Origin of the sequence: Anaeromyxobacter sp. Fw109-5 (genome assembly GCF_000017505.1) — a bacterium.
Lineage (GTDB): Bacteria > Myxococcota > Myxococcia > Myxococcales > Anaeromyxobacteraceae > Anaeromyxobacter.
The window spans coordinates 2279144-2300307 of record NC_009675.1; the positions used below are offsets into that span (position 1 = coordinate 2279144).

A 21164-nucleotide genomic window follows, 5' to 3' on the forward strand; every position below is an offset into this window, starting at 1 on the left:
GCCGGGCGACTCGGCTCAGACGTCGAGGCGGCCGCCGTCCACGAGCCGGCAGACCGCCTCGATGTCGCGGTGCAGCTCGCGGTCCTCGTCGAGGCGCGGAACGGCCTCGCGGATCCGCCGGTGCGCCTCGGCGACCTTCGCCGCGGGGCGCAGCGGGGCGCGGAGATCGAGCGCCTGGGCCGCCACGAGCAGCTCGATGGCGAGGCAGGTGCGGACGTTCTCGACCACCTGCCGCGCCTTGAGCGCCGCGGTCATGCCCATCGACACGTGATCCTCCCGCCCCGCCGAGGACGGGATGGAGTCCACCGAGGCGGGGTGGCAGAGGACCTTGTTCTCGGAGACCAGCGCCGCGCTCGTCACCTGCGCGATCATGAACCCAGAGTTGAGGCCATGGCGCGGCGCCAGGAACGGCGGCAGCCCCGAGAGCGACGGGTTCACGAGCTGCTCGACGCGCCGCTCCGAGATGGCCGCGAGGTGCGACGCGGAGATCGCGAGGACGTCCAGCGCGAGCGCCACCGGCTGGCCGTGGAAGTTGCCGCCCGACACGATCTCGCCGGTATCCGGGAAGACGAGCGGGTTGTCCGTGGCCGCGTTCACCTCGCGGCCCAGGGTGGCCCGGCAGAAGGCGATCCCGTCCCGGGCGGCGCCGTGGACCTGGGGCATGCAGCGGAGCGAGTAGGGGTCCTGCACCTTGTGGCATCCGGGCCCCTGGTGCGAGGCGTTCAGCTCCGACGCCGAGAGCAGGTCGCGCAGGCGCGCCGCCGCCGCGATCTGGCCGGGCTGGCCGCGGACGGCCTGGATCTCCGCGGCGAACGGGCGGTGCGAGCCGAGGAGCCCCTCGAGCGTCATCGCGCCGGCGAGGTCGGCGAGCGCGGCGAGCCGCTCGGCTCGGAGCAGCGTGAGCGTCCCGACTGCCGCCATCGCCTGCGTCCCGTTGACGAGCGCCAGCCCCTCCTTCGGCTGCAGCACGACCTGTGCGAGTCCCACGCGGCGAAGCGCCTCCCGCGAGGGCAAGCGCTCCGCGGCGAGGCGGTGGTGCTCGGCGGCGAGCGCAGGGGCAGCCGGATGAGGCTGCCCCGGAGCGAGGGGGGGCCTGGGGGGCGCAGCATCATCGCGCCCCCCAGCGGCGAGCGCAGGGGCAGCCGGATGAGGCTGCCCCGGAGCGAGGGGGGGCCTGGGGGGCGCAGCATCATCGCGCCCCCCAGCAAGAAGAAAGGCCTCCCCCTCGCCGATCAGCAGGAGGGCGAGATGGGCGAGGGGGGCGAGGTCGCCGGACGCGCCTACGGAGCCACGCTCCGGCACGACGGGGATCACCCCGCGCTCGAGGAGCGCGAGCAGGAGGTCCAGGGTCTCCTCCCGGATTCCCGAGACCCCCTTCGCGAGCACGTTCGCGCGGAGCAGCATGAGGGCGCGCGCCTCGGCGAGCGGGAGCGGCGCGCCGACCCCCGCGGCGTGGGAGAGGACGAGGTTGCGCTGCAGCCGCTCGAGGTCGGGGCGGTCGATGCGCACCTCCGCGAGCGTGCCGAACCCGGTGTTGATGCCGTAGTGCGGCTCGCCGTCCTCGAGGCGCGCCTCGACGAGCGCCCGCGACCGCCGCACCCGCTCGCGCGCGCCGGGGGAGAGCTCCGCCCGCGCGCGCCCCAGCGCCACCGCCTCGACCTCCTCCAGCGTGAGGGTGTCGCCGTCGAGGAGGACGTGGGTCCGGATCTCCTTGCCATTCGCGCCGTGGCTCATGTGCGCCTTCCCTATACCCGGGTCTCGGCCTTGTCCCGGGACGTGCGGCGAACGCCCCCTGCGAGGCGCCTGAGGAGGAGAGCTCCGACCGCGCGCCGGGGAGGTGGGAGCGCGTCGCACACCGGCGCGCCTCTTGCTCCGGCCACCGGGCATGGCGCACCGGCTGGCCCTGCTCCTCGTGCTGCTCGCGGCGCTCTCGGCTGCGCCGCTGCGCGAGATCCTGGAGACGCCCGCGGCACCGGGCTCATGCGCGCTCTCCGGACGCGGAGCGTACCCTCGTCACTGGCTCGGCTGCGCCGCGGACCCCGCGCCGGAGCGGCCGCTCGCCTCGGACGAGCGGCTCGCGCTCGGGCTTCCGGTGGACCCGAACCGCGCCACTGCGCGCGAGCTCGCCTTCGTCCCCGGGCTGTCGCGGCGACTCGCCGCCGAGGTGGTCGCGGACCGCACGCGCAACGGGCCGTTCCCCGACGTCGAGTCGCTCCTGCGCGTGCGGGGGATCGGCCCGAAGCGGCTCGCCCGGGCGCGGCCCGCCCTGGCGCTGGAGCCGTAGCGACCGGTCAGGGAGCTGGAGTACCCTGTCCCGCGCAAAAGGGACGGGAGGTAGAGCCTTTGAACATCCGCTGTGAACGCTGCTCGACCCTGTACGAGCTCGACGAGGCGCTGCTCGCGCCCGAGGGCTCGTCGGTGCAGTGCACTCGTTGCGATCACGTGTTCACCGCGCGGCCTCCCGCCCAAAGTGAGGGCCAAGGAGCGCCGCTCGCCGTTGCCGAGGTCCGCGCTCGCGACGACGTCGCCGCCGCTCCGCCTCCCTCGCGCGACGAGCCGGAGGACGTCCCTCCCTCTCCGCCGCGCGCTCCGCTCGCGGAGGGCGCGGGGACCCGCGAGCCGCGCACCGCGCGCGCCTCGACGCCGTCCGTCTATCGCCCCACCCCGGGTCCGGGCGCGGGCGTGCGCGCCCACCCGGTGCTGCGCCGCGACACCGTCGGCGCGTTCGAGTCCCGGCTCCGCTGGAGCGCGCGGTTGCGCTGGCTCGTTCCGGCCATCGCGGTCGGGGCGCTGCTCGTGAGCGCGGCCGGCTGGTTGCTGCTCCGCGGTCGCGTCGATCCCGGCGCGGCGAGCGCGCAGGCGGAGGCGCTCGCGCTCCTCGCCCTCGACGACGAGGGCAGCCTCGAGCGCGCCGTGGCGCGCCTCGACGACGCGCTCCGGCTCGAGCCGGGGCTCCGCTCCGCCGCCGCCGATCGCGCGCTCGTGCAGGTCGCGCAGGCGAGCGCGCTGCGCGAGCGATCGCAGGCCGTCGCCGCGGAGCACGCCGCCGGTCAGGCCGAGCGCGAGCGGGTCCTGCGCGAGCAGGCCCCGGGGTGGGAAGCCGCGGAGCGCGCCATGGCGGCGAAGGCGGCGGCCCTCGACTCCGAGTCCGTCGCCCTGGAGCAGCGCGCGCGGGCCCTGGTCGCCTCCGCCCGAGAGGCGCTGGGGCCGCTCGCGACCGAGCTGAAGGACGCCTCCGCCGTCGTGCGGGCCCGCGCGGCCATGCACGCCGCCGCGGGCGAGCGCGACGAGGCGCTGGCGCTCGCGAGCGCCGGCGGCTCGCCGGGCGAGCGCGACCCGTGGCTGGACCTCGTGGACGCGGCCGTCGACGCAGCGGACGCGCAGCGGCCGGCCCAGGAGCGGGCGGCCGTGAAGCTCGCCGCGCTCACGGCGCGGACCCCCGCGCTCCTCCGCGCCCGCCAGCTGCTCGCCCGCGTCCAGGCCGCGCTCGGAAGACCGGAGGAGGCCGGCGCGACGCTCGACCGCCTGCTCGCCGCGAACCCGCGCCACGAGGGTGCCAGGGCTGTGCGCGCGGCGCTCTCCGCCCGCGCCGCGGCGGCGGGCGCCCTGGCGCCGGAAGGGAACCTCTCGCCACTTCCGAGGAAGCCGATTGCCCAGCGCGCGCCCGGCACTGTCCCTGGAGCGCCCGCCTCGGGGTCCACCACCGCCGCTGCGCCGGTGCCGGATCCGGCCGGCGCCGGAGGCGGAGCGTCAGCCGTGGGTGGCGCGGCCAGTGCCCCCGTGGGCACCGCCGCCTCGACCTCCCGGGGTCCCGCGCAGAGCGGGCTCGCTCCGGCGAGCATCCCGGAGGTCGCTCCGGCCTCCGCGATGCCGCAGATCGCGCCCCCGGAGGTGCCGGAGAGCGGACGCCGACCCTCCCGCGAGCCGGCCGTCTACGACGAGCCGATCGGCGGCGGGTAGCGCCCCGCTGGAGCTCGCGAGCGTGGCCCGCGCGTTGCGAGGGCCAGGCTCGATGTCGACCCTCTTCTGGCTCTCCCTCGGGCTCGTCGCCTTCAGCTACGCCGGCTACCTCCTCGTCCTCCTCGTCTGGGACGGCTGCCGTGAGGCGCTCTCGGCCCTGCGCTTCGTCTCCGGCGGCGCAGATCGGCGCGCGCGGCGGGTCGACGAGGCGTGGCCGCGCGTCTCGATCGTCTTCTCCGCCTTCGACGAGGAGGCCTGCATCCGTCAGAAGATCGAGAACTGCCTCGCCCTCGACTATCCGCCGGACCGGCTCGAGATCGTGGTGGGCTGCGACGGGTGCACCGACGGGACCGCCCGCATCGCGCGCGAGGTGGGCGGGGACCGCGTGACCGTGCACGAGATCGCCCCGCGCGCCGGAAAGCCCTCGGCGATCACCAGGCTCGTGCCCGGCGCGAGGGGCGACATCGTCGTCCTCACCGACGCGAACGTGATGCTCGAGCCGGGCGCCGTCCGCGCGCTGGTGCGCCGCTTCGCCGATCCCGCGGTCGGCGCGGTGGTCGGGCGGCTGCGGCTCTACAACCCGACCCGCGCCGAGTTCGAGGAGAGCCTCTACTGGAAGTACGAGACGGCCCTCAAGTACTACGAGGGGAAGCACGGCGCGGTGCTGGGGGCGAACGGCGGGATCTACGCGATCCGCCGGGTCCTGTTCAGCCCGATCGCCCCCGACACGATCATCGACGACTTCGTGATCCCGGTCCGCATCGCCGTGCGCGGCTGGAAGGTGCCGTACGAGCCGGACGCGGTGGCCCACGAGGAGACGACGGAGGACGCGGGCCGGGAGTTCGTGCGCCGAGCGCGCATCGGCGCGGGCGACTGGCAGGCGCTGGTGCGCGTGCCGGACCTGCTCGACCCGCGCTCCGGGTTCCTCTTCTTCTCCTTCGTCTCCCACAAGCTGCTGCGCTGGATGACGCCCTTCCTGCTCGCGATCGCGCTGGTCACCAACGTGCCGCTGGCGGCGCAGCCGGGCGCCTGGCTCTACCGCGCGCTCCTCCTCGGACAGCTCGTGTTCTACGGCCTCGCGCTGGCGGGTCCGCGCGCGGTGACCGGCAGGCTCCGCCGCGCGGTGTCGCTCGCGCGCTACTTCGTCGCCATGAACGCCGCCCTGGCGGTCGGGTTCTGGAGGTTCGTGCGAGGGACGCAGCGCGCCACGTGGGAGCGCACCGAGCGGGTGGCGCCGCCGCCGGGCGTGCGCGCCGCGTAGCGCGGGGCGCGCCGACCGGCTACAGAGCCGGGGCATGCCGTACGCCCCCGAGCTCCTCGTCCTCGGCCTCCTCCACACCCTCGATCCCGCGCAGCCGCTCGCGCGGGCCGCGCTGGTCCGCGACGGCCGCTTCGCCTGCGTGGGCAGCGTCGAGGCGTGCACGGCGCGGGCGGGCCCGGGGGCCCGACGCCTGGAGGTCGGCAGCGCGGTGCCCGGGCTCGTGGACGCCCACGGCCACGTGATGGGACTCGGGCGCGCGGCGCTCGAGGTGAGCTGCGCCGGGCTGGAGAGCGACGACGCGTGCGTGGCCCGCGCGGCGGAGCGGGCCCGGGCGCTGCCGGCGGGCAGCTGGATTCGCGGCCGCGGCTGGGACCAGAACCGCTGGGCCGGGCAGGCGTTCCCCACCGAGGCGAAGCTCTCGCGCGCGGTGCCGGCGCATCCGGTCTTCCTCGCCCGGATCGACGGGCACGCGGGCTGGGCGAACGCGGCCGCCCTCGCCGCGGCCGGCGTCGGGCCGGACACGCAGGATCCGACGGGCGGGAAGATCGTGCGCGACGCGCGAGGACGGCCGACCGGAGTCCTCGTGGACGCGGCGATGGATCTGGTGCTGAAGCGGATCCCGCCGCCGTCGGCCCTGGAGATCGAGGAGGCGCTCCGGCGCGGGATGGACGCGCTCGTCCGGCTGGGCATCACCGCGGCGCACGACGCCGGCGTGACCCCCGAGGTGCTCGAGGTCTACCGCCGCCTCGCCGCCGAGGACCGGCTGCCGCTCCGGGTGTATGCGATGCTCGAGGGGGAGGGCTCGGTCGGAGACCTCGAGGCGCGGATGGCGCCCTGGAAGGCCACGCCGGAGGTGGGCCGGCTCACCGTGCGCGCCGTGAAGCTCTACGCGGACGGCGCGCTGGGGAGCCGGGGCGCGGCGCTGCACGAGGACTACGCGGACGATCGCGGGAACCGCGGACTCTTCCTCACCGCGCCCGCGCTGCTGCGCGAGAAGGTCCGGGCGGTCGTCCGGGCCGAGTTCCAGCCGGCGGTCCACGCGATCGGCGACCGCGCCATCTCCGAGACGATCGCCGCCATCGAGGCCGCGGGTGAGCGCGGCGCGGTGCGCGCGCTGCGACCGCGGATCGAGCACCTCCAGATCCTGCGGCTCGCCGACGCGCCCCGCCTGGCGGCGGCCGGGATCGTCGCGTCCATGCAGCCCTCGCACGCGACGAGCGACGCACCCTGGGTGCCTGACCGCCTCGACGCCTCGGCCCCGCGCCTCGCCGGAGCCTACGCGTGGCGCTCGGTGCTCCGCGCCGGCGTCCCGCTCGCCTTCGGCTCGGACTTCCCCATCGAGAGCCCCGACGTGAGGCTCGGCCTCGCCGCCGCGGAGACCCGGCTCGCGGCCGGCGCGCCCGCGCCGTTCCTCCCGGACGAGCGGCTCGCGCGCGAGGAGGCGCTCCGCGCGTTCACCGCGGGCGCCGCCTTCGCGGCCTTCGCCGAGGGGCGGCGCGGGATGATCCGAGAGGGGTTCGACGCGGACCTGACGGCGTTCGCGGCGGACGTGCTGTCGGTTCCCGCGAGCGCGCTCCCGGCGCTCCCCGTGACCCACGCCATCGTGGGAGGCCGGCTCGAGCGCGAGCCGTAGCCCGAGCCCCAGCGCGCAGCTCAGCGCGGGGTGGCGTAGCCCACGAGCAGCCGGCCCGTGGTGACGCGCCCGGCTCCCACGATGAGCACGTCGTTCAGCGCCTTGCCCTCGTCGGTGCGCGCCTTCCACGGGCTCGACGCCGTGAGGTGCAGCCGGGCCACGCCGCGCGCCGTACGATGCAGGAAGACGACCACCCCGTCCGCGCCCACCCGCTCCACCAGGCCCACGTGCTCGACCGGGCCGCCGGGACGGTCGGAGAGGAAGACGAGGTCGCCGGGCCGGGCCTTCCCGCGCCGGACGAGCCCGCGGCCCCCGGCGGCAGCGTGCAGGGCGCTCGCGTCCCCCTGCGCGATCGCGATGCCGCCCTCGGCGAGCGCGGCCCGGACGAGCGCGTCGCAGCCGTCGCCGTGATCGACGCCGCCGACGACGATGGCGCTCGCTCCGAGCAGGCCGGCCGCCGTCTCGATGGCGCGCGGCACGGAGACCTGCGAGGCGACGCGCGGCGTCCCCGGGCGGGCGAGTCCGGTCTCCGGACCGGCTCCCGTGAAGGAGCCGGTCCGGATCCCGGGGGCGGGCGGGGGCAGGGGGTCGCGCCTCGCCGCGAGCTCTCGCCCGGCGCAGCCCGTCGCGAGGAGGGCCAGCGCCAGGAGACTTCCGCGGCTCGGCGACATCGACGCAGATGGTACGCACGGCGCGACGTGCGTCCAATTTTCTCCTCGGCGCGCGCGGGTCGCCGCGAGCGCCGGGGAACGAGCCCTCCCGAAGGCTACCCCCGCGCCGCGCGCAGCCGCTTCAGGGAGCGCAACCCGAGGACGAGGACGAGGAGGCCCAGCGAGAGGAACGCGAGGGTGCGCGCGAGCGAGGACTTCAGGTAGCCACGCGAGAGCGCCTCGGTGAAGATCCGCAGCTCGCCGTCGCCCGCGAAGCCGACGCCGAAGCGCTTCTGGAGGAACTCGCGCGTGTACGTGCCGGGCACGAACCCGCCCTCCAGCGGGCCGGCCGCACAGGGCACGTCGCCCGCCCGCTGCACGACGAAGGGCGCGCCGCCGTCCCGCGGCACGGCGAGGTAGAACGTGTGGCTCTTGCTCACCGTGCGTGTGTCGCAGCGGGGCTCGGCGTCCTCGAGCCGCAGCCAGCGCTCCGCCGGCGCGTCGGCTGCCTTCGCGACGAGCGGGGCATCCCCGGAGCGCGACAGGGCCAGCCCGATGTTCGCGGAGAGCCAGCCCATGCCCAGGGTCCAGATGGCGCCGGCGGCGATGAGGAGGGTGCTCGCGAGCTTTCCCATGGCTCGGGCATATCACGGCGCGGGGCGCTGCCGAGGGGCTGGCCGGGCGCGCTCGCCACACGAGACCGGCCGTGGCGGAGGAAGCGGGGCCGCAGACCTGATTGGTGACCAGTCGGGCGGCCGCCGGCGTCCCTGAGCAGCGCCGCAGGGTTGAGGTCCAAGCCGATCCACGACCCGGCGTGCGCAAGTTCGCACGCTGATCTCACCGAGGGTACGAAGAAAGAGCGGCGGGTGATCCTAGCCGATCACCCGCCGCGAACGGCCTGTCGCTGGGTAGGAGCCCGGCGTGAGCCAACGACCCCGAGATCTTACGGGAGGAGATCGGTGAGGGAAAGACGAGTTCGCCGGGTGGCCGGGCTGCTGCGTGCCCGCCTCCCGGAGCTGGACCTTGAGGCGGTGCCCGACGTCCGCGCCAGGGAGGGACGCTGGTCGCTGGCGGAGATCCTCACGGGGGTCCTTCTCGGCATCGTGGCCGGGGCGCGGAGCTTGGCCGAGGCCGAGGAGCTGACCGACGGGATGAGCCCCGCGGCACGCCGGCTCGCCAGCGTGCCACGACGGCTTCCGGACACCACGGCGCGCGACGCGCTCTGCGCCGTGCCGCTCGACGGGCTTCGCGCGGCGCTGCACCGGCTCGTGCGGGCCGCGTGGCGCCGCAAAGCGCTCACGCCGGTGGACCTGCCGGTCGGGGTGGTCGCGCTCGACGGCAAGGTCACGGCGTTGCCGACGCTGAACCATCCGCTCATCCAGAACCAGCACCCCGACGTCGGGCTGCCCTACGGCCTCGCCCGCACGGTCACCTGCGCGCTCGTCTCGGCGCCGGGGCGGCCGTGCATCGACGCGGTCCCGATCCCGGCGGAGACGAACGAGGCGGGTCACTTCCAGCACGTCCTCGCGGGCCTCGTTGAGACCTACGGCGCGTTGTTCCAGGTGGTGACCTACGACGCGGGCGCGCTGTCCGAAGCCAACGGCGCTGCGGTAGTCGCGGCGGGCAAGGACTACGTGTTCGCCCTAAAGAACGATCACTTCACGATGGTGAAGCTCGCGACCGAGCTGCTCGACCCGCACGAGATCGCGGCGCGGCGCGAGGACGTCCTCGACAACGCGACGACGGCAACGCGCGAGATCCAGATCCTCGCCGTGGACCCGAGCCACGGATACGGCGCGGGCAAAGGGCCCGAGGAGTCGGTCTGGTCGCATGCGAGGACCTTCCTGCGCGTGACCTCGACGGTGCGCCGCTCCGGCGTCGTGATCGAGCGTGACAGTCGGCTCTTCGTGTCGAGCCGAGCGGCCGACCAGCTCACGCCGGACCAGTGGCTCCAGGTCGTCCGCGCGCACTGGGGTGTCGAGAACAACAACCACCACACGCTCGACACCGCCTTCGCCGAGGACGAGCGGCCGTGGATCGCCGCCGACGCGAACGGCATGCTGGCGGTGCTCCTGCTCCGCCGCATCGCGTACACGCTGCTCGCGCTCTTCCGGGCGGTGACGCTCCGCTCGGACGACCACCGCGCGATGCGCTGGCTCGCCCTGCTGCGCTGGGTGCGCGACGCGCTCATCGTCCTCTCCGCGGAGCACGTCGAGAACCTGCGTCTTCGCTCGCTCGCCGTCGCCACACGCTGACATCGCCGGGCTCCTACCCGCGGCGAGCGAACATCGAAGGGACCTGAGGGCGGGCGGCGGGCGCGTCGGCGCCGGCCGGCTGCGGCCGCTGCTTGCCTCGACGTCCAGGCCGACCGCCGGCCCGGCACCCCGGAACGAGAGCCTAACCCTGGGATCGGCGTGACCGATCAGGTCTGAGCGGGGCCGGGGCAGGCTGGACCCGTGTCGGACCGCCCTGCTAGGTTGCACCTCCCTGAACGTATGTCCCGGCGTTACCAGCTCAAATCCGCCGCCCCGCCGGCGCGCGCCCTCAACTACCAGGGGCTGCTCAACGACCAGCAGATCGCCGTCGTCGAGGCGGGCGACGGGCCGATCCTGGTGGTCGCCGGCGCGGGCTCCGGCAAGACGCGCACGCTCACCTGGCGCGTGGCGCGGCTGCTCGCGGAGGGCGCCTCTCCCGAGTCGATCCTCCTCCTCACGTTCACGAACAAGGCGGCGCAGGAGATGCTCCGCCGCGTCGGGGAGGTCTGCCGGCTCGACACCCGTCAGATCACGGGCGGAACCTTCCACCACGTCGCCCACCAGCTCCTGCGCGAGCACGGGGGAGAGCTCGGCTACCGCAAGGGCTACTCGATCCTCGACCGCGAGGACTCGAGCGACGTCATGAGCGCCGCCATCGCCGACTGCGGCCTCGCCGTCGGCGCGCGCCGCTTCCCCAAGGCGGACGTGCTCATCGACCTCGTGTCGATGGCGGTGAACACCCAGACGCCGCTCGCCGACGTCCTCGCCGACCGCCGCCCGCAGTTCGTCCCGCTCACCGACGACGTCCTGCGCGTCGCGCGCCGCTACGCCGAGCGGAAGCACGAGCTGAACGCGATGGACTTCGACGACCTGCTCCTCAACTGGAAGATCCTGCTGGCCGAGCGCGAGGCGGTCCGGCGGGCGGTCGCGGGCCGCTACCGTCACGTGCTCGTGGACGAGTACCAGGACACGAACCGGCTGCAGGGCGACGTGGTGGACCTCGTCGCGGGCGAGCACCGCAACCTCTGCGTGGTCGGCGACGACGCGCAGAGCATCTACGCCTTCCGGGGCGCGCACTTCGCGAACATCCTCGAGTTCGAGAAGCGCTACCCCGACGCGCGCCGCTACGACCTGACCGTCAACTACCGCTCCACCCCGCAGATCCTCGGGCTCGCGAACGCCTCCATCGCGGCGAACGTGCGGCAGTTCGAGAAGGAGCTCACGAGCGTCCGCCCCGACGGCACGCTCCCGGCGGTGGTGCCCTGCCGCGAGGTCCAGCAGCAGGCGGCGTTCGTCGCGCAGCGCGTCCTCGAGCTGCGCGACGAGGGCATCCCGCTGCCGGAGATCGCCGTCCTCTATCGCGCCCACCACCACGCGATGGAGATCCAGTTCGAGCTGGCGCGCCGCGGCATCCCCTTCGTGGTGCGGAGCGGGGTGCGCTTCTTCGAGGCGGCGCACGTGAAGGACGTCCTCGCCCACCTGCGCTTCGTGCGGAACCCCGGCGACGAGCTCGCCCTGAAGCGCTGCCTCAAGATCACGCCCGGCGTCGGCACGGCCACCGCGGAGGGGGTCTGGAACGCGTTCCTCGCCCGGCGGCAGCGGGGGGCCGGCACCGTGGACGAGCTCCTCGCGCCGGACGTGGCCTCTCACGTCCCGCCGAAGGGGCGCGCCGGCTACCGCAAGCTCGCGGAGCTGCTGCGCGCCCTCTCTCGCAAGCCCACCGCCGAGCTGCCCGGAGAGGCGATCGAGAAGGTCATCGAGGGCGGCTACGAGGACTACCTCCGCGCCGAGTTCCTGAACGCCGACTCGCGCGTGGAGGACCTCCGCCAGCTCGCCGAGTACGCGCGCGGCTACGAGGACACGGAGACCTTCCTCGCCGAGATCTCGCTCCTCACCGAGCTCACGGCCGAGACGGTGTCGGAGGGAGGCGACCCCGACGAGAAGATGGTCCTCTCGTCGGTGCACCAGGCGAAGGGCCTGGAGTGGCGCGCCGTGTTCGTGGTGTGGCTGTCCGACGGGCGCTTCCCCTCGGCGCAGGCGCTCAAGGATCGGGACGGCGAGGAGGAGGAGCGGCGCCTGTTCTACGTCGCGTGCACGCGCGCGAAGGACGAGCTGTACCTCACGTATCCCATCCTCGCCGCGCCCCGCGATCGTGAGCGCGTGGTGATGAAGGCGTCGCGCTTCGTGGAGGAGCTCCCCGGAGAGCCGGAGCTGTTCGAGCGCTGGCAGCTCGACGAGCCCGGCGCGGCGGCGCCCGCCCTCGGCGCCGCCCCCGCGCCCTCCGGGCAGCTCCCTCCCCGCGACGCGCGGGTGGTGCCGGCGCTCTTCGGCGCGCCGACGCCCGGCGAGCGGCCGCGGCTCGGGGCTCCCGGAATCGACGCGCGCGAGCTGCCTCCCGCGAACGACGACCCCGGGGACGGGGACGACGTGCCCTTCTAGATTCGTGCTAAGGATCCGGGCACATGGCCGCCGCCCGTGAGAAGCCCGTCCTCGGCATCGACCTCGGCACCACGAACGCCTGCGTCGCCCACGTCCGCAGCCGCATCCCCAAGGTCGTCCCGACCGATCGCGGCAACCTCATCCTGCCGACCGTGGTCGCGCTCTCGGACCGGGGCGACCTCCTCGTCGGCAACGTGGCCAAGGATCAGCTGGTCACGAACCCGAAGAACACCATCTACGGGGCGAAGCGGCTCATCGGGCGCAAGTGGAGCTCGAGGGTGGTGCAGGAGCTGCGCAACTACTACTCGTACGACATCGTCGAGGGCCCGAACGGCGACGCGGCGGTGATGCTCGGCGGCGAGGTGCGCACGCTCCCCGAGATCTCCGCGATGGTGCTCGCGCACGTCCGCAAGATCGCGGGGCAGTTCCTGCAGAAGGACGTCGACGAGGCGGTCATCTCGGTGCCGGCCTACTACTCGGACGCGCAGCGGCAGGCGGTCCGCGAGGCGGGGAAGCTCGCCGGGTTCGAGGTGAGACGCATCGTCAATGAACCGACCGCGGCCGCGCTCGCCTACGGCTTCGGCCGCGCGCTCGATCAGAAGATCCTCGTCTACGACCTGGGCGGCGGCACCTTCGACGTCTCGGTACTGCAGCTCCAGGGGAACGTCTTCGAGGTGCTGGCGACCGGGGGCGACACCTTCCTCGGCGGCGTCGACTTCGACAACCGCATCATCGACTACGTCCTCGAGGACTTCTGGCGGCAGCACAAGATCGACCTCGCCGGCTCTCCCATCGCCATGCAGCGGGTGAAGAAGGGCGCCGAGGCGGCCAAGATCGACCTGTCGCTCATCCCGAACGTCACGATCGACCTGCCCTTCATCGAGGAGAAGAAGGGCCGCCCCCTCGACGTGCGGGTGCCGCTCTCGCGGCAGCAGCTCGACGACCTCTGCCTGGATCTGGTGGACCGGACGTTCGAGATCTGCGACCAGGTGCTGGCGGAGAAGCGGCTCCGGCCGCAGGACATCGACGAGATCATCCTCGTCGGCGGGCAGAGCCGGATGCCGCTCGTGCAGCAGAAGATCCAGCAGCACTTCGGCAAGCCGCCGCGCAAGGGCGTCCACCCCGACGAGTGCGTCGCGCTGGGCGCGGCGATCCTGGGCGACTCGCTCGGGCAGATCGACTCGGTGACGCTCGTGGACGTGCTCTCCATGCCGATCGGCATCGCCACGCCGCAGAGCCTGTTCCGGCGCATCCTCGACAAGAACACGCCCATCCCCGCGGCGAAGAGCTTCCGGCTGCCGCCGCCGCGCGAACCCGGCAAGCCCATCGAGATCGACATCTACCAGGGCGACTCCGACCACGTCGTGGACGACGAGTTCCTCGGCTCGATCCGGCTCCCCGCCGCGGCCACCGGCCGCCGCATCGACTTCCGGCTGGACGAGGAGTGCCTGCTCAAGGTGAGCTTCGACGATCCGGTGAAGGGGATGACCGAGCTCGAGCTCGCGACGCGCGACACGCCCGAGGCGCTCCGGCGCGCGCTCGCGGAGGACGCGCGCGGGCGGGAGGCCGCTGGCGCCGGGGGGCTCGCCCCGGCCGCGAACGACGACGGCGAGCGACGCGGCGGCCTGTTCGGCTGGCTGAAGCGAGGGTAGGGATGCGGTTCGGATCGCGGGAGTGGATCGACGCGGTGATCGCGGCGCTGAACCGGCAGGCCGACCTCTCGAGCGCGCTCGCCGGGCTCGGCGGGGACGCGGCCTTCGTGGTGGAGGCGGAGCGGCCGGTCTGGCCCGCCGACGTCGCGGCCTACGCGCGGCACGCCCGCGGCCGCGTCGTCGACTGGCGGTTCCTCGACGATCCCGACGACATCCTGGAGCTCGAGCCCGCCTACGTCGTCCGCGCTCCCTACGGTGCGTGGAAGGGCCTCTTCAACGGGGCGGACCCCGTGAAGGCCGCGCTCTCGGGGCGCGTCCGGGTCGAAGGTGATCTCGAGGGGCTCGTCCGCCGGAGCGGCTACCGGTACGTGGTCGACGCCGCGCTCGCGGCGGTGGCGACCGAGTTTCCCTGAGCGCGAGGAGGACACGGAACATGGCGCGGAAGGGCTTCACGGAGCGGCTCCTCTCGACGGGCACGCGCCTCGTCACCCAGGCGGCGGAGGCGGTCATGAAGGACCCGCGCGGCCAGGAGGCGGTGGCGCGGGCCGTCGGCGCGGCGCAGCGCGGCCGCAAGCGGCTCGAGGAGGCGCAGACCCGCCTCATGAAGGCGGCGGGCGTCCCCGGCAGGCAGGACTATCAGGACCTCGCGAAGCAGCTCGCCCGCATCAAGCGCAAGGCGCGCGAGCTCTCGCACCAGCTCGACAAGGCGGGCCGGACGGGCGAGGGACCGGGCGGACCGACGTCGCACTGATCGCGTTGACAGGGGTCGGGACCGACGGCATACTCCGCCGCCTCGAACCACCGGGCGCTTAGCTCAGCGGTAGAGCACAGCCTTCACACGGCTGGGGTCGCAGGTTCGAAACCTGCAGCGCCCACAGGGGGTTAGCGGATTTCCGCTGACCCCTTTTTCCTTTTCATGGTCGCAACCATGGTCACAACGGACCGGCCGGTCTCCCGGTCGGCCCGCCCGCAGTACGCGCGCGTTTCGACGCGCCGCGCGAGCCACCAGATCAACGGGTTGAGCAGGATCGCAGTACCGAGCCCGAGTGCGGCTTTGACCCTCGCACCCACCCCGCTCGCGCAGTGAATGACGTGCTCGTTACTGTCAGTACGAGTTTGCCGCCGCCGATTCACGCCGTGATGCGCGGCTCCGCCTGCTTCCCCGGCGCTCGGGCGGTCCGGCGAGCCCGCCGCTTTCGCGAAGCTCGAGGGGATGCCCTCCGCCCGGACCGGACGCAGACTCTTGGGATCGAGAGTAAGGGGGGCCGCGGTGGCCCGAGATGTCGATCAGCTCTCCGTGGCGACCCTCCGCACCCTCGCCATGGACGCCGTCCAGAAGGCGCGCTCCGGCCACCCGGGCACCCCCATGGCGCTCGCGCCGGTCGCGTACGTCCTGTGGCAGCGCTTCCTGCGCTACGACCCGGAGGATCCGATCTGGCCGGACCGGGACCGCTTCGTGCTGTCGAACGGTCACGCGTCGATGCTGCTCTACTCCCTGCTGCACCTCGCAGGCGTGAGGGCGGTCGATCCGGACTACGAGACGCTGGGCCGGCTGGCCGTCGAGCTCGGGGACATCGAGCGCTTCCGCCAGCTGGACAGCAAGTGCCCCGGCCACCCCGAGTATCGGTGGACGAGCGGCGTCGAGACGACGACCGGTCCGCTCGGGCAAGGCGTGGCGACGAGCGTCGGCCTGGCGATCGGCGCTCGCTGGCTCGCCGCCCGCTACAACCGACCGGACCTCACGCTGTTCGACTACGACGTCTACGCCATGTGCGGAGACGGCGACCTCATGGAGGGAGTCTCCGGCGAGGCGGCGTCGCTCGCGGGGCACCTCCGGCTGCCGAACCTCTGCTGGATCTACGACAACAACCGCATCACCATCGAGGGCCGGACCGAGCTCGCCTTCAGCGAGGACGTGGCGTGCCGGTTCGTCGCGCTCGGCTGGAGCGTGACGCGCGTGGGAGACGCGAACGACCTCGACGCGCTCACGCGCGCGCTCGAGCACTTCCGCGCGACCGGCGACCGGCCGACGCTGGTGGTCGTCGACAGCCACATCGCCTGGGGCGCGCCCGGGAAGCAGGACACCCCCGAGGCGCACGGGGAGCCGCTCGGCGACGACGAGGTCCGCGCCGCGAAGCGCCGCTACGGCTGGCCGGAGGACGCGCAGTTCCTGGTCCCCGACGGCGTGCGCGAGCACTTCCGCGCGGGGATCGGCGCGCGCGGCGCCCGGTTGCGCGAGGCGTGGGAGGAGACGTTCGCGGCGTACCGGGCGAGATATCCCGACCTCGCCGCCGACCTCGAGCGGATGCAGCGGCGCGAGCTGCCCGAAGGGTGGGACCGTGGGCTCCCGTCGTTCGCGCCCGACGCGAAGGGGCTCGCCACGCGCGACGCGTCCGGGAAGACCGCGACGGCGGTCGCCGCGAACGTGCCCTGGCTCCTCGGCGGCGCCGCCGACCTCGCCCCCTCCACGAAGACCCGCCTCGCGCTCGATGGCGCCGGCGACCTCGAGGCGGCCACGCCGGGTGGCAGGAACCTGCACTTCGGGATCCGCGAGCACGCCATGGGGGCAGTGACGAACGGCCTCTCGCTGTCGAAGCTGCGACCGTTCGAGTCGACCTTCCTCGTCTTCAGCGACTACCTGCGCCCGGCCCTCCGGCTCTCCGCCCTGATGGAGCTCCCGGTCATCGCGATCTTCACGCACGACTCCATCGGGCTCGGGGAGGACGGCCCCACCCATCAGCCCGTCGAGCACCTCGCGTCGCTGCGCGCCATCCCGGGGCTCGTCACGATCCGCCCGGCGGACGCGAACGAGGTGGTGGAGGCGTGGCGCGTGGTGATGCAGCGTCGCTACGGCCCGGTGGCCCTCGTGCTCACGCGCCAGGCGTTGCCGATCCTCGACCGCACGCGCTACGCCCCCGCGTCGGGCCTCGCGCGCGGGGGCTACGTCCTCGCCGACGCCGCCGGCGGCCGGCCCGAGCTCCTCCTGCTGGCCACGGGGAGCGAGGTGCACCTCGCCCTCGCAGCGGGGGAGACGCTCGCGGCGCGCGGAGTCCGCGTGCGCGTCGTGAGCCTGCCGTCGTTCGAGCTCTTCGAGCAGCAGCCGCCGGAGTACCGCGCGAGCGTGCTTCCACCCCACGTGAAGGCGCGGGTCGCGGTGGAGCAGGCCTCCACGTTCGGCTGGGATCGCTACGTGGGGAGCGGAGGGGCCGTGGTCGGGATGCGGACGTTCGGCGCCTCCGCGCCGCTCAAGGCGTTGCAGACGCGGTTCGGGTTCACCCCGGACGCGATCGTCTCGACCGCCAGCGCGCTCCTCGGGCGTGAAGGGGGCTAGCGGGATGCGAGTGGCCATCGCCGCGGACCACGCGGGCGTCGCCCTGGCGGCGATGCTGCGCGCCGAGCTGGCGGTCCTGGGGCACGAGGTCGTCGATCTCACCCCCCGCGACCAGGGGCCGGAGGACGACTACCCCGACCACGCGGTGAGTGTCGGCGAGGCGATCCGCTCCGGCCGTGCCGAGCGCGGCGTCCTCGTGTGCGGGAGCGGCGTCGGCGTGGCCATCGCCGCGAACAAGCTGCCGGGGATCTACGCGGGCGCGTGCCACGACACCTACTCGGCGCACCAGGGCGTCGAGCACGACGCGATGAACGTCCTCGCGCTCGGAGCCCGCGTCGTCGGCGAGGCGCTCGCCCGGGAGATCCTCGGGGCCTTCCTCGGCGCGCGCCCCTCCGGCGAGGAGCGGCACCGCCGGCGGATCTCCAAGACGCGCGGGATAGAGGCGCGCGCGCTCCAGGGAGCGCCCGGCACCTCGGGGGAGCCGCGTTGAGCGCGCCGGCGCGCGCTCGGGATCCGCGACGCCGTCGGTCGTTCAGCTCGCGTCCGGCGCGCCCGCGCCTCGCTCACCCAGCAGGGCCTCCACCTCGGCGACCGATCCGAGCTCCACGGCCCTCTGCGCGAGATCCCGTGCGTCGTCGAGCCGGGTCTCGCGGATCGCGCTCTTCACCGCGAGCATCTCGCCCGGCGCGACGCTGAACGAGCGCAGGCCGAGGCCCAGGAGGAGCCGGGTGTGGAGCGGATCGCCCCCCATCTCGCCGCAGATGGTGAGCTCGCGGCCGGCGCTCACCGCGGCGTCCGCGACGGAGCCGATGAGGCGCAGCACGCCGGGATGCAGCGGCTGGTAGTAGGGGGCGATGCTCTCGTCCTCGCGATCGGCCGCGAGCACGTACTGCACGAGGTCGTTCGTCCCGAGGCTGAGGAAGGCGACCTCTCGCGCCAGCGTTCGAGCCATCAGGGCCGCCGAGGGGACCTCGATCATCGCGCCGAGGGGGACGTCGGGGTTGAAGGGCCGGCCCTCGGCGGCGAGCTCGGCCTGCACCTGCCGCAGCACGTCGCGGATCTCCCGCACCTCCTCGAGCCCGCCGACGACCGGGAGCAGGATCGAGGCCGGGTGAACCGCGCTCACGCGGAGGAGGGCGCGCAGCTGCGGCTTCAGCACGTCCGGGTGCCGGAGCAGGAGCCGGACGCCTCTCTGCGCGAGCGACGGGTTGCGGGCGGGCGGCATGGGGAAGTACGGCAGGACCTTGTCGCCGCCGAGGTCGAGCAGGCGGAAGACGACCCTGCGCGGGTGGAAGCGCTCGGCGACGCGCGCGAGGGACTCGTACTGCTCGTCCTCCGTCGGGAACGCGGGGTGGATCGAGAACGCGAACTCGGTCCGGTAGAGACCGATCCCGTCGGCCTCGAAGCGCAGCGCGGACTCGGTGTCCGCGAGCTGGCTCACGTTCGCGTAGAGGGGGACCGTCGTGCCGTCGCGGGTCACCGACGGCAGCTCCACGAGGTGACTCAGCTCCTCCTTGCCGGCGCGAAGCTCCGCCTCCAGCCGATCGTACTCGCCCTCCACCGACGGCTCGGGGTTCACGAAGACCACGCCCGCGAGGCCGTCCACGATCAGCCGATCGCCGGTCCTGATCCGGACCGACGCCTCGGGCACCCCCGCGATGGCCGGGGTCCCCAGGGAGCGCGCCAGGATCGAGCTGTGCGAGAACCGGTGACCCCGCTCCGTCACGAGGCCGCCGACGCGGTCGAGCTCGAGGCGAGCCGTCACGGACGGCAGGAGCTCCTCCGTCACCACGATGGCGCCCGCCGGGATGACGAGGCTCGAGGGCCCGCGGCGCTCGATGAGCGTCGAGAGGACCCGCCGGCCCACGTCGCGGACGTCGGCCGCCCGCTCGCGCAGGTAGGTGTCGGGGACCGCCTCGATGATCCTCAGGTACTCGTCGATGACCTCCGAGAGCGCCGCCTCGACGTTGATGCGCTTCTCGCGCACGCGGCGGAGGACCCGCTCGCGCAGCTCGGGATCCTGGACCGCGAGCGTCTGGGCGCCGAAGATCTCGGCCTGGCTCGGGCCGAGCCGCTCGCCCACGTCCTCCTGGAGCGCCGCGAGCTGGGCGGCGGCCGCGGCCAGCGCCGCGTCGAGGCGCAGCCGCTCGCCCTCGGCCTCCGACGGCTGGATGCTGCGCCGCGGCGCCGCGGAGCGGTAGCCGCAGGCGATGACGAGGGCCGTGCCCCGCGCGACTCCTGGCGACACGCCCGTGCCTCTGAGCATTGGAGCGACCCTCTCGCGCCCGGCCCCATAAGCGCGCGGAGGTCGCGACCGCCATCCGAACAGGCCGTCCCCTGGCGAAGCGCGCGGCGAAGGCCGGCGGCTCGATCGCCGGCGCCTCGCTCGCGCGGACGCGCGGCCGCTCGTGCGGCGACGGAGCGGCCGGTGGCTCCTGTCGAGACGTGAACTTCGCCCCCGGGCGGGCGCACCGGCGGCGCCGCCGCTCGGCGCCGCGGGGCCGCGCCCGCGTCCCGGTCACAGCTGATACTCGGTCACGAGCAGGTTCTGCAGCTTGCGCCCCTGCCGAAACGCCTCCTTGAGGACGTGGCGGTCGAGGTCGTTGAGATCCCGCGGGTCCACGCGGTTCGCGCCCTCGCCGGTGGGCCGCGTCGCCTGGTTCCGCAGCCGCAGCAGGTGGATGAAGTAGAAGCCGTCGACCATGGCGGTGACGCTGCCGGCGCCGAGCCGGCCGGCGTCCCCGAGCGCGCGCAGGCGCTCCGCGGTGCTCGTGTGCGCCACCCGGCGGGCGAGCGCGAGGATGCGCGCCGCGTCCACGAACGGCCGCGAGCCGTACATCTTGAGCTCGAGGGTGTGGGGGAACTCCTTCGCGCGATTGTCGAAGACGAAGTCGCGCAGGGTCCCGAGCGGCGGCTGGCACCTCAGGGCGTTGTCCGCCATGAAGCGCAAGAAGATGGGGCGGTCCGCGGCCGAGGCGAGGAGCCACTCGCGCAGCTGCTCGGCGAGCCGATCCGCGCCGTAGACGGGGCGCAGATCGAAGAAGATGGCGGAGTTCAGCAGGTCCTCCTGGTTCGGCTCGTAGATCCAGCGTCCGAAGGCCCGCTGCCACTCCGCCAGCGTGAGGCACCAGCGGGGGTTGCTCGCCATGATGCCGCCCTTGCAGAGGGCGTAGCCGCACGCGTCGAGCTTCTCGTTCACCGAGCGCGCGAACGGGAGCAGCGCGGCGCGCACCTCGTCGGCGTCCTCCTCGGCCGCCTCGAAGACGATGCCGTTGTCCTGGTCGGTGCTGAACGTCTGCTCCAGGCGCCCCTCCGAGCCGAGCGCGATCCAGCAGAGCGGGACGGGCGGCAGCTCGTGCTCGTCGAGGGTCAGCTCGACGACGCGGATGGTGAGCAGGTCCGAGAGCGTCGAGGTGAAGTGCGTGACCGGCTCGGCGCCGACGCCCTGCGCGAGGAGGTCGATGGCCAGGCGGCGGATCTCCGCGGAGGCGCTCCGGAGCGCGGGGAGGTCCCGGGCGGAGGCGATGGCGGCGCTGAGCTCGCCCACGCCGACGCGCTGCAGGCCGAACAGATCGTCTCGCGAGACGACGCCCACGAGGTGGCCCTCGGCGTCCACCACGACGACGTGGCCCATCGCGTTGCGGGCCATGAGCAGCGCCGCCTGGTGCGCGGTCGCCTGCGGCCGGAGCGTGACGAGCCCGCCCGTCATCGCCGCGACGATGGGCTGCTGCAGGTCGCCGCCCGGCAGCGTGACGCGGCGGAGGAGGTCGTGGAGGGTGAAGATGCCGAGGGGGAGGGCGCCGCCCGGATCCGTCACGACGATGGAGTCGATGCGGGTCCGCTCCATCCGCTCGAGGGCCTCGCGCACCGTCGCGTCGAGCGGGACGGTCACCGGCGGACGGCGGACGATCGCCGAGAGCGGGCTGTACATGGACAGCGTCGCGCGACGCCCATCGGTGCCCACGAGGCTCCCTCCCTTCCGA

16 protein-coding genes and 1 tRNA gene are annotated in these 21164 nt (G+C 74.1%); 12 read left to right on the forward strand and 5 right to left on the reverse strand.

Annotated features, from left to right (window positions below):
- Positions 1-15: 15 nt before the first annotated feature.
- A complete protein-coding gene (hutH, locus tag ANAE109_RS10255) occupies positions 16-1887 on the reverse strand; it encodes a histidine ammonia-lyase (protein WP_369730527.1) in 1872 nt (623 codons plus the stop codon).
- Between hutH and ANAE109_RS10260 the strand changes: the two genes are divergently transcribed.
- From ANAE109_RS10260 to ANAE109_RS10275, 4 genes are read left to right on the forward strand one after another with little or no spacing between them, the layout of a single operon-like run.
- Positions 1886-2284, forward strand: coding sequence for a helix-hairpin-helix domain-containing protein (locus ANAE109_RS10260; RefSeq protein ID WP_041448260.1), 399 nt, complete (start codon positions 1886-1888; stop codon positions 2282-2284). The genes hutH and ANAE109_RS10260 overlap by 2 nt on opposite strands.
- Positions 2285-2343: 59 nt before the next feature.
- Positions 2344-3960 carry a zinc-ribbon domain-containing protein gene (locus tag ANAE109_RS10265; RefSeq protein WP_012096797.1) on the forward strand — a complete coding sequence of 539 codons (1617 nt, stop codon included), beginning with the start codon at positions 2344-2346 and terminating at the stop codon, positions 3958-3960.
- A 52-nt stretch (positions 3961-4012) separates the two neighbouring features.
- Positions 4013-5221, forward strand: coding sequence for a glycosyltransferase family 2 protein (locus ANAE109_RS10270; RefSeq protein WP_012096798.1), 1209 nt, complete (start codon positions 4013-4015; stop codon positions 5219-5221).
- A gap of 34 nt (positions 5222-5255) precedes the next feature.
- Positions 5256-6854: an amidohydrolase gene (locus tag ANAE109_RS10275; protein ID WP_012096799.1), complete on the forward strand. Its 1599-nt coding sequence runs from the start codon at positions 5256-5258 to the stop codon at positions 6852-6854.
- Positions 6855-6874: 20 nt separating this feature from the next.
- Here the strand turns inward: ANAE109_RS10275 and ANAE109_RS10280 are convergent, their stop codons facing one another.
- Together ANAE109_RS10280 and ANAE109_RS10285 are read right to left on the reverse strand one after the other, a co-directional pair.
- Positions 6875-7525, reverse strand: coding sequence for an NlpC/P60 family protein (locus tag ANAE109_RS10280; protein WP_012096800.1), 651 nt, complete (start codon positions 7523-7525; stop codon positions 6875-6877).
- 95 nt (positions 7526-7620) lie between these two features.
- Positions 7621-8139: a hypothetical protein gene (locus tag ANAE109_RS10285; RefSeq protein ID WP_012096801.1), complete on the reverse strand. Its 519-nt coding sequence runs from the start codon at positions 8137-8139 to the stop codon at positions 7621-7623.
- A 324-nt stretch (positions 8140-8463) separates the two neighbouring features.
- Between ANAE109_RS10285 and ANAE109_RS10290 the strand changes: the two genes are divergently transcribed.
- From ANAE109_RS10290 to ANAE109_RS10330, 8 genes are all read left to right on the forward strand, one after another.
- Positions 8464-9759 (forward strand): ISAs1-like element ISAnsp9 family transposase, encoded by a 1296-nt coding sequence (locus tag ANAE109_RS10290; RefSeq protein ID WP_011985640.1) that lies wholly within the window; start codon positions 8464-8466, stop codon positions 9757-9759.
- A gap of 240 nt (positions 9760-9999) precedes the next feature.
- On the forward strand, positions 10000-12198 hold the full coding sequence (locus ANAE109_RS10295; protein WP_041448261.1) for an ATP-dependent helicase: 2199 nt from the start codon (positions 10000-10002) through the stop codon (positions 12196-12198).
- A 23-nt stretch (positions 12199-12221) separates the two neighbouring features.
- A complete protein-coding gene (locus tag ANAE109_RS10300) occupies positions 12222-13850 on the forward strand; it encodes an Hsp70 family protein (RefSeq protein ID WP_012096803.1) in 1629 nt (542 codons plus the stop codon).
- Positions 13851-13852: 2 nt separating this feature from the next.
- Positions 13853-14263 carry an SCP2 sterol-binding domain-containing protein gene (locus ANAE109_RS10305; protein WP_012096804.1) on the forward strand — a complete coding sequence of 137 codons (411 nt, stop codon included), beginning with the start codon at positions 13853-13855 and terminating at the stop codon, positions 14261-14263.
- A gap of 20 nt (positions 14264-14283) precedes the next feature.
- Positions 14284-14601 carry a hypothetical protein gene (locus ANAE109_RS10310; RefSeq protein ID WP_012096805.1) on the forward strand — a complete coding sequence of 106 codons (318 nt, stop codon included), beginning with the start codon at positions 14284-14286 and terminating at the stop codon, positions 14599-14601.
- A gap of 52 nt (positions 14602-14653) precedes the next feature.
- Positions 14654-14725 (forward strand) — tRNA-Val (locus ANAE109_RS10315).
- Between the two features lie 338 nt (positions 14726-15063).
- The gene (tkt, locus tag ANAE109_RS10325; RefSeq protein ID WP_083776846.1) at positions 15064-17181 is read left to right on the forward strand and encodes a transketolase; all 2118 of its coding nucleotides are present in this window, start codon (positions 15064-15066) and stop codon (positions 17179-17181) included.
- Between the two features lie 4 nt (positions 17182-17185).
- Positions 17186-17671 carry an RpiB/LacA/LacB family sugar-phosphate isomerase gene (locus tag ANAE109_RS10330; protein ID WP_012096807.1) on the forward strand — a complete coding sequence of 162 codons (486 nt, stop codon included), beginning with the start codon at positions 17186-17188 and terminating at the stop codon, positions 17669-17671.
- 42 nt (positions 17672-17713) lie between these two features.
- Here ANAE109_RS10330 and ptsP read toward each other — a convergent pair whose 3' ends face one another.
- Positions 17714-19447, reverse strand: coding sequence for a phosphoenolpyruvate--protein phosphotransferase (gene ptsP / locus ANAE109_RS10335; protein WP_012096808.1), 1734 nt, complete (start codon positions 19445-19447; stop codon positions 17714-17716).
- 252 nt (positions 19448-19699) lie between these two features.
- The gene (locus tag ANAE109_RS10340) at positions 19700-21112 is read right to left on the reverse strand and encodes a DUF294 nucleotidyltransferase-like domain-containing protein (RefSeq protein ID WP_143827944.1); all 1413 of its coding nucleotides are present in this window, start codon (positions 21110-21112) and stop codon (positions 19700-19702) included.
- Positions 21113-21164 lie beyond the last annotated feature (52 nt).

Bases quoted from the DNA above. Each gene is read 5' to 3' on its own strand.
- ANAE109_RS10260 (WP_041448260.1), top strand. From the start codon at position 1,886: ATGGCGCACCGGCTGGCCCTGCTCCTCGTGCTGCTCGCGGCGCTCTCG.
- hutH (WP_369730527.1), bottom strand. From the start codon at position 1,887: ATGCCCGGTGGCCGGAGCAAGAGGCGCGCCGGTGTGCGACGCGCTCCC.
- ANAE109_RS10270 (WP_012096798.1), top strand. From the start codon at position 4,013: ATGTCGACCCTCTTCTGGCTCTCCCTCGGGCTCGTCGCCTTCAGCTAC.
- ANAE109_RS10275 (WP_012096799.1), top strand. From the start codon at position 5,256: ATGCCGTACGCCCCCGAGCTCCTCGTCCTCGGCCTCCTCCACACCCTC.
- ANAE109_RS10280 (WP_012096800.1), bottom strand. From the start codon at position 7,525: ATGTCGCCGAGCCGCGGAAGTCTCCTGGCGCTGGCCCTCCTCGCGACG.
- ANAE109_RS10285 (WP_012096801.1), bottom strand. From the start codon at position 8,139: ATGGGAAAGCTCGCGAGCACCCTCCTCATCGCCGCCGGCGCCATCTGG.
- ANAE109_RS10295 (WP_041448261.1), top strand. From the start codon at position 10,000: ATGTCCCGGCGTTACCAGCTCAAATCCGCCGCCCCGCCGGCGCGCGCC.
- ANAE109_RS10300 (WP_012096803.1), top strand. From the start codon at position 12,222: ATGGCCGCCGCCCGTGAGAAGCCCGTCCTCGGCATCGACCTCGGCACC.
- ANAE109_RS10305 (WP_012096804.1), top strand. From the start codon at position 13,853: ATGCGGTTCGGATCGCGGGAGTGGATCGACGCGGTGATCGCGGCGCTG.
- ANAE109_RS10310 (WP_012096805.1), top strand. From the start codon at position 14,284: ATGGCGCGGAAGGGCTTCACGGAGCGGCTCCTCTCGACGGGCACGCGC.
- tkt (WP_083776846.1), top strand. From the start codon at position 15,064: ATGCCCTCCGCCCGGACCGGACGCAGACTCTTGGGATCGAGAGTAAGG.
- ANAE109_RS10330 (WP_012096807.1), top strand. From the start codon at position 17,186: ATGCGAGTGGCCATCGCCGCGGACCACGCGGGCGTCGCCCTGGCGGCG.
- ptsP (WP_012096808.1), bottom strand. From the start codon at position 19,447: ATGCTCAGAGGCACGGGCGTGTCGCCAGGAGTCGCGCGGGGCACGGCC.
- ANAE109_RS10340 (WP_143827944.1), bottom strand. From the start codon at position 21,112: ATGTACAGCCCGCTCTCGGCGATCGTCCGCCGTCCGCCGGTGACCGTC.